18 protein-coding genes and 3 pseudogenes are annotated in these 12,578 nt (G+C 33.8%); 3 read left to right on the forward strand and 18 right to left on the reverse strand.

All coding sequences use genetic code 11. The annotated features are described in order from the left end of the window. Positions 1–35: 35 nt before the first annotated feature. The 4 genes and pseudogenes from ABDZ91_RS19030 to ABDZ91_RS19045 form a co-directional block, all read right to left on the reverse strand. Positions 36–605, reverse strand: coding sequence for a dihydrofolate reductase family protein (locus tag ABDZ91_RS19030; RefSeq protein WP_343802617.1), 570 nt, complete (start codon positions 603–605; stop codon positions 36–38). A gap of 82 nt (positions 606–687) precedes the next feature. After that, positions 688–993, reverse strand: coding sequence for a hypothetical protein (locus ABDZ91_RS19035; RefSeq protein ID WP_343802620.1), 306 nt, complete (start codon positions 991–993; stop codon positions 688–690). Further along, a complete protein-coding gene (locus ABDZ91_RS19040; RefSeq protein WP_343802623.1) occupies positions 977–1,159 on the reverse strand; it encodes a hypothetical protein in 183 nt (60 codons plus the stop codon). Before ABDZ91_RS19040 ends, ABDZ91_RS19035 begins: the two co-directional genes overlap by 17 nt. Positions 1,160–1,712: 553 nt before the next feature. Then, positions 1,713–2,096, reverse strand: a pseudogene (locus ABDZ91_RS19045) (GNAT family N-acetyltransferase); the annotation flags it as partial. Positions 2,097–2,224: 128 nt separating this feature from the next. On the opposite strand from ABDZ91_RS19045, the gene ABDZ91_RS19050 reads away from it, so the two are divergent. After that, on the forward strand, positions 2,225–3,142 hold the full coding sequence (locus ABDZ91_RS19050) for a class I SAM-dependent methyltransferase (protein WP_343802626.1): 918 nt from the start codon (positions 2,225–2,227) through the stop codon (positions 3,140–3,142). Positions 3,143–3,352: 210 nt separating this feature from the next. Next, positions 3,353–3,496: a hypothetical protein gene (locus tag ABDZ91_RS19055; protein ID WP_343802629.1), complete on the forward strand. Its 144-nt coding sequence runs from the start codon at positions 3,353–3,355 to the stop codon at positions 3,494–3,496. A gap of 105 nt (positions 3,497–3,601) precedes the next feature. Here ABDZ91_RS19055 and ABDZ91_RS19060 read toward each other — a convergent pair whose 3' ends face one another. The 8 genes and pseudogenes from ABDZ91_RS19060 to ABDZ91_RS19095 all read right to left on the reverse strand — a co-directional run bounded on the left by ABDZ91_RS19060 (position 3,602) and on the right by ABDZ91_RS19095 (position 8,066). Next, positions 3,602–3,784, reverse strand: a complete 183-nt coding sequence (locus tag ABDZ91_RS19060; RefSeq protein ID WP_343802632.1) for a hypothetical protein — start codon at positions 3,782–3,784, stop codon at positions 3,602–3,604. An 11-nt stretch (positions 3,785–3,795) separates the two neighbouring features. Further along, positions 3,796–3,981, reverse strand: coding sequence for a hypothetical protein (locus ABDZ91_RS19065; RefSeq protein ID WP_343802635.1), 186 nt, complete (start codon positions 3,979–3,981; stop codon positions 3,796–3,798). Positions 3,982–4,161: 180 nt separating this feature from the next. Beyond that, positions 4,162–4,708 (reverse strand): annotated as a pseudogene (locus ABDZ91_RS19070) (helicase). 193 nt (positions 4,709–4,901) lie between these two features. Next, entirely contained in the window at positions 4,902–5,381 is a 480-nt protein-coding gene (locus ABDZ91_RS19075; protein WP_343802638.1) for a GNAT family N-acetyltransferase, read from the reverse strand. A gap of 355 nt (positions 5,382–5,736) precedes the next feature. After that, the gene (locus ABDZ91_RS19080) at positions 5,737–6,165 is read right to left on the reverse strand and encodes a hypothetical protein (RefSeq protein WP_343802641.1); all 429 of its coding nucleotides are present in this window, start codon (positions 6,163–6,165) and stop codon (positions 5,737–5,739) included. Between the two features lie 112 nt (positions 6,166–6,277). Beyond that, positions 6,278–6,637 carry a DUF3139 domain-containing protein gene (locus ABDZ91_RS19085; RefSeq protein WP_343802644.1) on the reverse strand — a complete coding sequence of 120 codons (360 nt, stop codon included), beginning with the start codon at positions 6,635–6,637 and terminating at the stop codon, positions 6,278–6,280. A gap of 380 nt (positions 6,638–7,017) precedes the next feature. Further along, on the reverse strand, positions 7,018–7,395 hold the full coding sequence (locus ABDZ91_RS19090; protein WP_343802647.1) for a RidA family protein: 378 nt from the start codon (positions 7,393–7,395) through the stop codon (positions 7,018–7,020). 206 nt (positions 7,396–7,601) lie between these two features. Continuing rightward, entirely contained in the window at positions 7,602–8,066 is a 465-nt protein-coding gene (locus ABDZ91_RS19095) for a DinB family protein (RefSeq protein WP_343802650.1), read from the reverse strand. Between the two features lie 154 nt (positions 8,067–8,220). On the opposite strand from ABDZ91_RS19095, the gene ABDZ91_RS19100 reads away from it, so the two are divergent. Continuing rightward, positions 8,221–8,367 carry a hypothetical protein gene (locus ABDZ91_RS19100; protein WP_343802653.1) on the forward strand — a complete coding sequence of 49 codons (147 nt, stop codon included), beginning with the start codon at positions 8,221–8,223 and terminating at the stop codon, positions 8,365–8,367. 134 nt (positions 8,368–8,501) lie between these two features. Here ABDZ91_RS19100 and ABDZ91_RS19105 read toward each other — a convergent pair whose 3' ends face one another. From ABDZ91_RS19105 to ABDZ91_RS19130, 6 genes and pseudogenes are all read right to left on the reverse strand, one after another. Continuing rightward, complete coding sequence (locus ABDZ91_RS19105) at positions 8,502–8,876, reverse strand: VOC family protein (protein WP_343802656.1); 375 nt, start codon at positions 8,874–8,876, stop codon at positions 8,502–8,504. Positions 8,877–8,889: 13 nt separating this feature from the next. Then, complete coding sequence (locus ABDZ91_RS19110) at positions 8,890–9,513, reverse strand: GyrI-like domain-containing protein (protein ID WP_343802659.1); 624 nt, start codon at positions 9,511–9,513, stop codon at positions 8,890–8,892. Continuing rightward, positions 9,506–10,873, reverse strand: coding sequence for a helix-turn-helix domain-containing protein (locus ABDZ91_RS19115; RefSeq protein ID WP_343802662.1), 1,368 nt, complete (start codon positions 10,871–10,873; stop codon positions 9,506–9,508). The genes ABDZ91_RS19110 and ABDZ91_RS19115 overlap by 8 nt, the downstream gene beginning before the upstream one ends. A gap of 110 nt (positions 10,874–10,983) precedes the next feature. Next, positions 10,984–11,412, reverse strand: coding sequence for a GNAT family N-acetyltransferase (locus tag ABDZ91_RS19120; RefSeq protein WP_343802665.1), 429 nt, complete (start codon positions 11,410–11,412; stop codon positions 10,984–10,986). Between the two features lie 120 nt (positions 11,413–11,532). After that, positions 11,533–11,961 (reverse strand): annotated as a pseudogene (locus tag ABDZ91_RS19125) (GNAT family N-acetyltransferase); the annotation flags it as partial. Between the two features lie 66 nt (positions 11,962–12,027). Beyond that, the gene (locus tag ABDZ91_RS19130; protein WP_343802668.1) at positions 12,028–12,528 is read right to left on the reverse strand and encodes a hypothetical protein; all 501 of its coding nucleotides are present in this window, start codon (positions 12,526–12,528) and stop codon (positions 12,028–12,030) included. Positions 12,529–12,578: the final 50 nt, after the last annotated feature.

Raw genomic sequence — 12,578 nt, forward strand, 5'->3', positions numbered from 1 at the left:
AGCGTTAAGTACATCATTTCACTATCAGAATTTTTTCACTTCTCATTAAGCTGATAGCATAGTTGTACTACACCAGAAGGAAACCTTTTTGTTTCAACGAGTTTTAGATTTACCCTTTGCTTAATGTCAATAAAAAGGGGTTTTCCTTCTCCCAATATAATAGGGTGAACAGATAATCTAAATTCATCTACAAGCCCTAAGTTTATAAAGGTTGTAATTAGACTTGCCCCACCATAGAGCCAAATGTCTTTACCAGGCTTACTCTTTAATTTAATTATTTCTTCCTCAATATTTTCATTTATAAATATAACGTTATTTTCGGATTTCTTTTGTGATTTTGAAAACACATATTTCTCTTTACTGTGGACCAATCCCCAAATTTCTTTTTCTGTATCAGATTGTTTAGTATCTGGTTTATATTCCCCCCATAAATCATAACTTTTTCTTCCATATAAAATAGTATCTATTTGATTTAAGAAATTATTGAACTCCATATCAGGATCCATAATACACCAGTCTACCTCCCCTTTTGGTCCTTCAATAAAGCCATCTAAAGTAACCGCTAAATCTAATAGTATTTTTCTTGGTCTTTGGTACTTATTCATTATTCATCCCCCTTATATTGCCAACATTGAAGGCATTTCCTTCTTAGACTGATTTGACCTTTATTTCACCAGGACAATTAGGCTAATTATGATCAGCTCCATTTGAGTATTGGTCTTTTTCTACTTGTATCCATTCTTTTAACCGACTTCTCTCTGGATACGTTTCGTTGTAATGTCGGTTTTCTTCTAAAAGCATGAACCCCTTCTCAGTTAAACGAGAAGGTTTGAGTGAAAACTTATCATTTGTCCATAAGACTCTTTCTAAATATCCTTTTTGTTCGAGGAAAAAGATAAAATTCTCAAATTCCCTTTGAGATAATCCGTAATCAGTTGATCGCGGTTGATTCCCTAACTCCAGCTCTCTTAAAATACTATAACCAACTCTCATTACTCAAAGCCTCCCAGATCTTCGGTGTAATACTTATTAAGCTAAACTGCTCCGTTTGTTCAATAAGGTGTACCTCAATCCAGTTTTTTAATAATAGAAAAACACCGAACTTACTCTTTATTTCATTCGCTTCTACAAAAATAGCGTCAATCCATTTTAAGATCAACGCTAGCCAATTCTATAAGTCTATTTCTTTCAATTAGCCACATTATTTGCCTACAAAATAAACAGTAAAAATTAACCCATTTATTACTAATGCCGATAAAGGAATGATGGCAACAAATGCGGAGGCAACTATTTCCCTTTTGATTCTATTTGAATTTGCTTTAACAATACTAAATAACGAAGATAGAACTAAAATGAATATAGCTATCGTACAAACTAACAATATGCTTCGATTCATTTCACCAGACCACCTTGAAATATCTTCCACAAAAAATACTGCTATTAGCCCAACAATTCCTAATAAAAATGAAGCTATAAACCATTTCATGAATTTATCGATTTTACACACCTCCAAATTTCTCAACCTTCATAGTAATTTGCCATGTTTCATAAAGGTCAATTATCCCATAAATGACTTTTTATTTCCAATTTTTTTCGATTATCTTTGCAAAATCTTTTCACCCTTATAAAAAGATACTTGACCTTTAATAAGATAACTAAAAAAATAGATTCAACCACAAATAGATCAGCACCCTCGTTTTGCTTAATAATAACTAATGGGAATTAATATAATAAATTAGATTATCTGTCCACTCGTCAAATTCATAAATAAAGCCCTTTCGTATACATTCAAATTGCATTCCAACACTTTCCGCTAATTTTATAGAAGGAGTATTATCGAGATTGATGTGTGCCTCTAACCGATGATAATTTAGCGTCTCAAAAGCAAGAATTATTGCAGCTTTTACAGATTCTTTTCCATAACCTTGTTTCCAAAACTGATTATGAATCGTATAACCAAATCTTGCCCATTGAAAATCATCTCTCTTAATCGTAGAAAAATCTATTGAACCCAAGTGAGTATTATCTTTTTTACGAAAGATGCCAAAGACATACACCTTATCTTCTGAAGCCATCCGCTGATGCGAATCTACCAATTTCAAGGCAAAGCAAAGCATTTGACAAAAAAAACTATTTATGCTATAATTTACTAATTATTTATTTGTGTGTATAATAAGATTCTCCTGGCCAGGGGAATCTTATTTTTTTATGGAGGGATAATGGTATGATGCAAAATGAAACCAGTGTGACTTCCTTAGTATCAGCTTTCGCTCGGGCCTACCACAGTCAAAATGATGCACCCAAAATTTTCGATGATTTTATTGCAAAAGATCTAATTTCCCAAGAAGAGTTTTTAGGGATTCGTGAGAATATGATTAAAGGAATATCATTTTTAAACCAAGATATTGCACAAAAGTTTCAAGATCAACCAGATGAAATATTAAAATGGATTACCCAAGTGCAACTTTCCCCAACACCATTAGCTCGTGCTGCATATTGTGAAAAAGTCTTACACCATGAAATGATGTTAGGAGTAAATCAGTACGTAATTCTCGGTGCTGGGTTAGATACTTTTTGTTTTAGACATCCCGAACTAGAAAATAAATTAGAAATATTTGAAACGGATCATCCAGCTACTCAAGAATTTAAAAGGAAAAGACTAGCAGATACCCATTTTCATATCCCAAAACATCTTCATTTTGTCTCAATGGACTTCACGAAAATGTTTTCCGAGCAAGACCTTATAAATGAAGGATTCGATTTAAATAAAAAAACGTTTTTTAGTCTCTTAGGAGTTACTTATTATTTATCGAAAGAAGAAATATTTAGATTGTTGAACCACTTATTTGCAAAGGTCCCACCAGGAAGCTCAATAGTCTTTGATTATGCAGACGAAAAACTCTTTGAAGAAAAAGGAGTGTCAAATCGAGTTGAAAATATGTTGAAAATGGCTTCAGTAGGTGGAGAAACCATGCAATCATGCTTCTCTTATAATGAAGTCGAGAATATGTTAGAAAAAGCAGGTCTACTCATTTATGAACATCTAACTCCTCAGATGATAAATGACCTGTTCTTTAAAAATCGATCGGATTATTTGTCTGCATTTGAAACCATTCATTATATCCATGCTGTAAAGAAATAATAAACTGTTTACATGCCGCTCAATGACTAGAAGATTGAGCGGTTTTTTATTTTCATTGTGACATAAGTCTTTTATTGAACTACACTAAAGCGTTAGCTAAACAACTGCCCCTTCTGTCTTTGTCGTATTTCTGAACTAATGATCACTAACCCCACATACCTTTTCAAAAATAGTCCATCCTAAAAGTATTAACTTCAAAGGAGATTACTTATGTTTCCAGGCTATAAAGCAAAACTAATGTCAATCATATGGATGGGTGTTGGGAGTGCAATCCTTACCAGTATTTTCAGTTCAGTGATTATCGCCTACGTTTTAAAAATCAATAAAAAGATTAGCCGTATATCTAACGGCTAGGTATTTATTACTTACCTAGCCCTCTTTTGTTATGTCGCATATAAGTGTTTTACGACATACACTCATCTCTTATTGAGCGATCTGCCTCGTTAGCTTAATAAATTTTCACTCAAAACTATTTTCGTATTTATCAAGAAATTTTGAAATTTCAACCCCTTGTTGTTGAACATTCTTTTCCTTAACAGTAATTTGCCAAGCAAACTTTTTATAGTCTTTATAATTATCATGACTAATGGGTTCCAATTCGAATTCCGCAGCTACTGCTTCAAAGCCTTCCTTGTAGTCCAATTTCGCGTGTTCTAATGCTTTTTTGGTATCTTTAAAAATAGGATCCCTTCAACACTAGCTCCTATTTCATATGCTTTTTTATTACCAAAATCACTGCTTAAATTACTGACATCATATTCATCAACAACTGTTGCTAAGGACTTGTTATCACAAGAAACTAACAATATGATAGAAAAGATAATAAATAAGACCCTCATATATTCCTCCAGTTATCATCATTCTAATTTTTAAAGAATAGGGTATTCCCTCAAAATATGTTCCATAACTATTTTGACTATCCTGATCCTTTTGTACAATAAGAAAGAAGTTGCCTCGGCAACCCCTAGATCTTCAACTCTAGTATCTTCCAGAAGAAACAATGCTGTCATTCTATAGCTTTATTCAAACACTTTTGTTAGACAAAAAACAAAACGGTCAGAAGAATTCCAAACGTGTAACTCATCTGCAATGTAACCCCTAAGCCAGAACTCGCCGTTAATTCGTATAAGATAAAAGCCTTTTGGGAAATTATCGTCTTCAGTTAGTATCTTCGATGCTACTGTGATAGATCCTGTTGGAGCTTGATGCTGCTGTATTTCCCGAATCACCTTCAGGTTGATCCAAATACTCCAGTCTTAGATACGGTCCAAATTCAAGCGGATACAATTCCAAACCAAGATCTCTCGCTTTATTGAAGATATGAGCAGTTGTAGCCCCTTCAGGAAAACCAAGGTTACCAACGGATATTTCAACAGTTTTCATGGTGTACTTTGAATCAGATATCGGAAATTTTTTATCATTTAAAAGCGTCTCTCCATACTGATTCAAAAGGATAGAGTATTCCTGCAATCTCTTTATAAGCTGCTGCTTCGTAAGTCCCCCTACCTCTATTGTTCTCGTAATAAAGGGACAATTTGGGTATATTCCCTCATTTCCTATATGCATCCGCATCACTCCCAAACAATTAGACAAGAGCTATGTAAGCATTTAAATTGCTTAATTCCTCATATTTTTTCTAGATTTCCTTCTTCCATTAGTAAAAATTATAATATTCTGACTATTCTGGTGCTATCCTTACCAAAAACCAAATTTTCAATAGGAACTTTCACTTATTTTTATATAGATAAATACTAATCCTTTACAAATTTAATTTAAGTATTACCTCATCTGCATCATTAACTTCTCCTGTTTCTTTAAAGCCAAATGATGCATATAATTGTTTCGCAATCGTATTTTTAGGTTCAAAGGCAATATAAACTGCTTTTGCCTCACCTTGAGGAAAAGTCTTAATATATTCAAGTGCTTTTGCCATTGCTTTCTTACCATAACCTTTACCCTGGTATTTCTTGTCAATCATAAACCTTAAAACACCATAGCATGATTCATTGCCATATTCATTTTCTTCCGCGGTATCATGATACATCATTATAAAACCAATCATAGTACCCTTATCATAGATAGCAAATGTCATGGCTGGTAATTCATCATTTAATAATGCTACATACGATTGAGCAAGACTATAGACATTGGGTGCAAGGAAATTTTTCTGTTCTTCATAGAGTTCTAAACTCATACATTCTTCAAAATTGTCCCAAGTAATTTTTCGAAATTCGACCATTCGTAATCCTCCCATACTAAAAAAGCCTTTCTACTATTACGTATATGGATGGAAATAGATTCAAGTTTTGGGACGAAAACATTCTTCTACTTTCACAAACCTGCCTCTTTAGCACAATAGGATCATGGGGTGATCTACACTATGCTTCAACTTACCTTGTTAATCATTATGATTTATTTGTCTCTTTTAAATACTCCATCAAATGTAAGATATCCATTTTCCAAATATCATTTTGCTTTTTTAGTGCATAACACTTGATGTCTGATAATGACCAATACTAACATTCATTTCTACAAGAACTTCATCCTCTGTTTTATTATCTTCTCTTGATTTAATGAAATTGTAATACCTGAATTTAAGAGTGTTTTCTAGTTCTCTTCCACTCAACCCCTTCTTTATAATACATCTGCTTAAAAGTAGATAGGTCAGGTAACGTTCCGTCATCATAAGTTAATTTATAAATTGCTTCAACATCATCTATAACTACTGAATGATAATAAATCAACAGTATCTTTTCAGGTGATATACCTATTAGGTGCTGGGAATCTTTATCTTGAGCAAATTGCTCGTATGCCTCTTGTTCCTCCTTTTTTAAATCGTTTAAGTATGAAAACTCTTTATTTTGATCCGCTAAAACCTTATCCTTTTCCTTAATGATGTCTTCGAGCTTCGCAATTTGATCAACTAGTGCTTTGAGTTGATTCTGTTGTTTTTTTATTAGGGTATCATCAGCACTATCACAACCTGCAAGATACAAGATAAAAACCGTTAGGGCAACACTCATTACTCGTTTCGATAGCTTCCCCCCTCTGTAATACAAGTTTCATTTTGTTAAACAATATGATCCATTAGTGAAAAAAGCCTTTCTGCTTATTGAAGAACGCTCCATTGACTATTCAATCTAAATCAACGTATTCAAACTCCCCGTGATAAGTCTGTTTCAATTCTCTGTCAGTCTGTTTTTCTAATGATTTTGGTCCATTCTTGCCGTTAAGATAAATATAATTCATATTTGGTTCATCCTTAAATTTTACTACTACATCGAAATCTCCAGCATTTGAATCATAGCGAGTAGCCATACTTTCGACATCATCCATTCTTCCTTCATTTTCAAACAGTTCGATTACACTTTTCACTAATTCTTGTCGTTCGATTGGTGAACCATTGAAAAACGTGTATGTTTTATAGCTGACAAATAACACTACTACCCCCGCTATAATACTGAAAATTGCACGTTTTTTGAGAAAAAATCGCAAAGTGATATCCCCCTTTTTGTAAACAATCTCCCTTTGAATAAATGGTATTTAAACACATAATATTCAAGTTTTCTTCTTCAACTTTTTTAGTGAATTTTTTTAGAAACCCAATCATAATACACTCAAGTAGCACCATCCAATAAACCTTGGGTAGTTAATTTTTCTACATCAAAGTAATGATTCCTTACCTCATCCCGAGGATGAATAACCTCTCCATTACAAATAGATAAACCTACAGGCCCCCCATTTTTTCGTTCACCATTAATTACTCCTAAGCAATCAAAAAAAACAAAGGTGCCTCTTGGAGGTATACCTGTTTGCTTATTTGCTTTAATTAAATCTGCAGATTCTCAATCAGATATTTCTGGTTGTCCTTTATTTTATCTTCTAGCTATCATCTCGATTTCAACCTGTGCACCAAGAGGTAGAGATGACACACCTATGGTAGTACGAGCAGGATATGGCTCAGAAAATTGTTTAGAGTAAACTTCATTCATTGCCGTGAAATTATTCATATCCGCTAAGAATACATTCACTTTTTCAACATGATCAGGAGTTAAACCTGCTGCTTCCAATACATTGAAAAGGTTCTTAAAACATTGATTTGTCTGTTCAACAATATCACCTTCTACAAGCTTTCCAGTCTGTGAGTCTACTGGTGTTTGCCCGGATAAAAATAATAAATCTCCAGCTTCAATTGCATGTGAGTAAGGACCCACAGCAACAGCTCCAGGTGCACTAATAGCCTTTCTTGACATATGAAACTCCTCCTTTAGAGTCAAATAGATGTATGACTAAATTGTAAGGGTCTAAGGAATATATAACAAATTAACCCTTCCTAAGCTATTCTGAACCGTTAATAAGAAACTATAGATTTAAACTTCTAAAGACTTACCTCTCCCGCAATACACAAATACAACTAGGAACTTATTAAATTTAACTGCTCCGTTTATGCTCCGTTACTTTATTTACACAAGCTATTTTCTATTTGCTCAAAATGGTGAAGGTCATGCTGAGCTAACCCTTTAAAGTATTCGTATAAAGATAAAGTGGTTTTCCCAATTGAGAATTCTCCTTCCCAACGATCATCAGGAATTTCATCAATTGCTTTATAAAGTGCTTTTCTCAAAGAAACAAAATGATCTATTGTAACTTGTTTATCTTGTTCTCGACTAATAGTAGCTGATTTTTCATTTGTACTCTCAGCATCTGGCCCTTTAGGAAGCGTATGCTCTGTAAATATATATGGTAAACGCTTATGTAGAACAAATTCATCCCAAGGTGCAAAATGACCGATAATTTCTGCCACTGTCCAATTACCTCCGAGTATTTGCGTTCTCCATCTCTCTTCACTTACAGTCCTTAATGATTCAACATATTCTATGGAACGTAATTGATGCTGTAGCATTTCTTGTTTACTTTTATTCACCCAATCATCTCGCTTTTTAAATTATTGGTTTTCTAGTTATTTAATAAAATTTTACCACAATATCCCAAAAAAAGACTTTATATTCTGAATATGTTTTCCACCTATTTTATTTTTAAATGTACAAATGGACATATTATCGATAGGAGGTGATTACGTGGCAAAATATAATAAAAGCCCCAAAGACATAGAAAAATACAATACAATAGATAAGGAATACGAAGATGATCGTCACAATAAGAATGCTCGTGTAGCAGCGGCTCTTGAACCAACACAACCAAGAATTAACCCAGAAAATCTTTAACAGTAATATAATGGTCTTATTTAACCAGTGGAATAGTAATCCAAAAATTATACCAACTAAACAAACGCTTGGATCTAAACCCAAGCGTTCTTAAATTTGAATATGTTTTTATTTTTTCTTAAGCACATCTACATTTACCAGTGTACTTGAAATTTATTTCCATTTGGATCATAAAAGTGGAAATAGGCATGTCCGTTATCTTCCTTAATATCCTCAACTTTGACTTCGTTTTCCAGTAAATGTTGGTGAAAATTAGATAATTCCGGGCTAGTAAATCCAATGTTAAAAGCTGGTTCATTATCAATGGTAAAATGTGAAAATGTATCATCTTGAGTAGGAACTAAGATCAGTAAAAAAGGTCCCTCATTTACTTTTATAATCGCAAATGGATCCTCCGTAATGGTTAGTAACTGAAGCCCTAATACATCTCTATACCATTGTGCAGACTTATCTAAATCTCTAACTGGGATTCTAATATAATGTACTTGTTCAATAAATGATTTACTCATATTTACCTCTCCTTTATTTAATTGGATATAAAATATCAAAATCAAATGCTTGAATTTCATGAGCTGGTACTTCAAATGAATTAAATGTGTCAAGTCTATTGGGCTCAAGCGAGAAAGCATTGGGACCATTATCAATTTGGTAGCCTTTTTCTTTCATCCATTCGCTCAAATAATGATATCTGCGGTCCATTTCTGCTCTACTGAAACAACAGCAATCCATTTTAGCGTATTTTCTTTTTGGTATAGAGATATACTCACACTCTTCGGGTGGATGAGTGATATCACTCACCTTAATACCAATCCAAAGCTCAATCGTACCATCTGATTTCACCATGTTTCCTTGATCATAAAAGACAATCCCTTCATTTTCTTCCATTGAAATGGAACGATCAGAAGAGATAACATTCATTAGTTTTTTCCACCCTTTTCGAACTTCCTGTCCGGCTTCAAAGTTTTCCATGCTACCAGATACTTTGATCGCCAGCATGGAAAATGGATCAATCGTAACTGTCTTTACTTCTAATTTTTGTTTTTCTTTCTTTTCTTGTTGACCTAATAGCACCTGTAAAGATTGTGGGGTTCGTTGAGGGAGGTACCCTTCTAACGGATAAATCTTCCTTATCGCTTTGTCATCCATACCATTTGCTCCTCTCAACGATAGGTATATAGATTCGGACATAAATGTAATTGTTAGATGAACTTATATTAGTAGAATGATATTGAGCAAACCATTGTCTTGAATCATCTAAAATGTAATTTTCACCATTTACAATCCAGCGGTGAAGAATTTCTAAAACACCAGAGAGGGTTCCGTATGCTTTCGTTTCAATAACTGCGAATAACCCACCACCCAAGGTTTTTTGCTTTATATTAGAATGTTTAAAGTTTTCACGTTTATAATCAATGGTTATACCGTATTCACTCCAATGTTCCAAGCCATTTTCATTTCCATAATTGTAAGATAAGTATAATGTAGCACCAGAGTAATCAGTGGATGAATCTGATATTAACCATTTAGATAGGATGTCATCAGCTTTTTCTTGGCTACCACGTCCGTAAATTCTACTATATGCCACACAGAATGGTTCCGTTTCCTCTACTGTGATCAATTCAGGTTTTAATTGACGTTCAATTGGCAAATATAGTTTCATTCGAACTAGTTTCTCGTTATAGGTAATGTACTCTTCTAAATAAGTGTGTGTACCTTCTTTAAACAAACTTTTGGGGAGCCACTCTGAATACATTAGATTCCATTGTGATAGAATTTGTTGATCACAATGTGAAGGGGTAGACCCAACGGCATACATCCCCCCTTGAATATGTTTCATTTGCATTCCAGCAATTGAATTCCCAATAGGATCTTCGATAGAAATCATCATTTCATAGGCGTATGAGAAAGGTTTATCACCCTGATTTTCATCGTATCTTAATTTTATATTTCGACCAAAAAGTCTCATCTTCCTCTGTTCTAAATCTGATTTACGAATAAGCCGCTGAACTGCCTTTAATGCATCCTTTTCAATTCCTATTTCACAGTCTGATTTATGTATGTAACTTAGTACAGTCATATCTTTCATTTGGATTACCTTTACTTCTGGGTATCTATCGAACAAATCGCGTCCCTCTAGATAGTTTACTTTTTCCTGTAAATCAATACGTTCAAAACAATAAAACATATCTGAATCTTTATAACCCTTAGGAGAGACTCCAACTATTTTCTTGAACGATTTTGAAAAAGATGCCTGTGATTCAAAACCAACATTCATAGCAATGTCCATGACTGTCCAGTCCGAGTTTTTCAGATGTTCTGAAGCGATGCTAATTCTTCTTTTACGCATGTAGTCCTTGACTGGATGTCCAGTAAGGGAATAAAACATACGGTATAGATGAGAGAGTGACAGGGAGGCTTTTTTAGCAACCTCTTCTAATTCTATTTTCTCTTCCATATTTTCTTCTAAATAGTCTATTGCTGCTTGAACACTATCTAAGTAATTCATTACTCACCACCTTACTATTGATACTCTAACTAGAATAGGGAAATAATTCCTTAACTGTAACTATATCAAACATACAGATTTTATTTTTGTCCTTTTTTATCAAAAACCACTCATCGTGTTAGATCCTTTTTTAAATAGTAATGCTTATGGTCCCTACCTACGTTATCTATACTACCGAACACTTGGTAGCCATTCTTTTTATAAAAATCCAGAGCTTGAAAACTCAAAGTATCTACTTTAACGAAATCACATTTCTTCTCAATCGCTATTTTCTCTAACTCTAACAATAATTTCGTCCCATACCCTGACCTTCTGATATCTTCGTCTATCATAAAAGTGTGTATTTCTAACCAATTCCAACATACCTCACTAAGAATGCCCCCGCGGATATTGCCATCATCATCCTTAAGAAAAAGGCAGATTTCTTCATACCTTCCTCCTAAGTCTTTGGGAAAGTGCTTTAAATTAAATTTATAAAGTTCAGCGTTAATATGTTGCTTATGCTGGCTATTTAATTCATTCGTAATATGAAGTTTCATTTATATTTTCTCCTAATCTATAATTTTACCTTTTACTATTACAATCCCAATTCTACCTACAACTTATTCAACAAAAATGGCGCCAATCCTCTAACGATCAACGCCTTAGTGTAAAATAGACTAACTTAACGGTTTCTCATAACAATTACACTCGTGAACACGTCTAAATTTATTCTTTATCAGGTCCCTATCTTCACCCACATAATGGGCAAATGCTTGAATGGGGTACAGTTTTGGAAAATCACTCTTTAGCACCCCCTGCAATTCCTCTCCACCATCTATGTATACGTGCAAATATGATTATACTTTTTTAAACTCATTTGTCTCATACCATTTATTCACCCATTCATCATCCCTTGTCCAGGCTTCAAGACGGTTTAACCCAATATCTTTTGATATCCTTTCTGCTTCTACTAGCAGTTTTCTTGCTATCCCACTTCTACGATAATCAGGGTGAACTGCAATGTGCCAGATCATTCCTCCTAATCCTTTTCCTCTTGAACAAACCGTACCTTCCACAATTTCATATTCAATATCTAATAATCCAATTGAGTGTTAAAGGGAAAAAATAATTATAATTAACTATTGTCTCTGTCCTTGAACTATAAACCATTATTATTTATAGCCACCATTAGCTTCAGGTAACATTTTATATTGATCCTTCTTTGAAACGATGTCGAAAATGTAGTCTCTTAACTCCATTAGTTCCTTGGCATCTTTTGTTGGCTTACAATAGACCTCTGAAACATGAAATATTATGGTTTCCCCATTCAATTTTATTTTCCAATGGTCATTCCCATGGGGGTCTTGCATACACCTTACTTTCTTTGGTTCCAATTGCTTTGGCTCTAACACATTTACCTTTTTCATTTTTTCATAGATATCTTGTAGTTCTTCTTTTGTTAAGGGGATATTTTCGGTTACAGTCCCATCCATTATTAAGTCTTTGGTAACAGTCTGATCAAACGTATTGATTTCATTCTTGCTCCCCACACCAAACTTCACTAAAAAGGCAAAGTCATCTGGCATTTCATTTGGCATATTGTTTTTAGTACAACCAGTGATAGTTATTATTAAAATGGCAACGAGTAGAAATAAAGCTCTGCTTTTTGACAAATTTCCCTCCCCCCTTTATTTACTTAGACGTATCTGTTTAAAATTGGTTC

The sequence above is a fragment of the Bacillus carboniphilus genome, assembly GCF_039522365.1.
Lineage (GTDB): Bacteria > Bacillota > Bacilli > Bacillales > JC228 > Bacillus_BF > Bacillus_BF carboniphilus.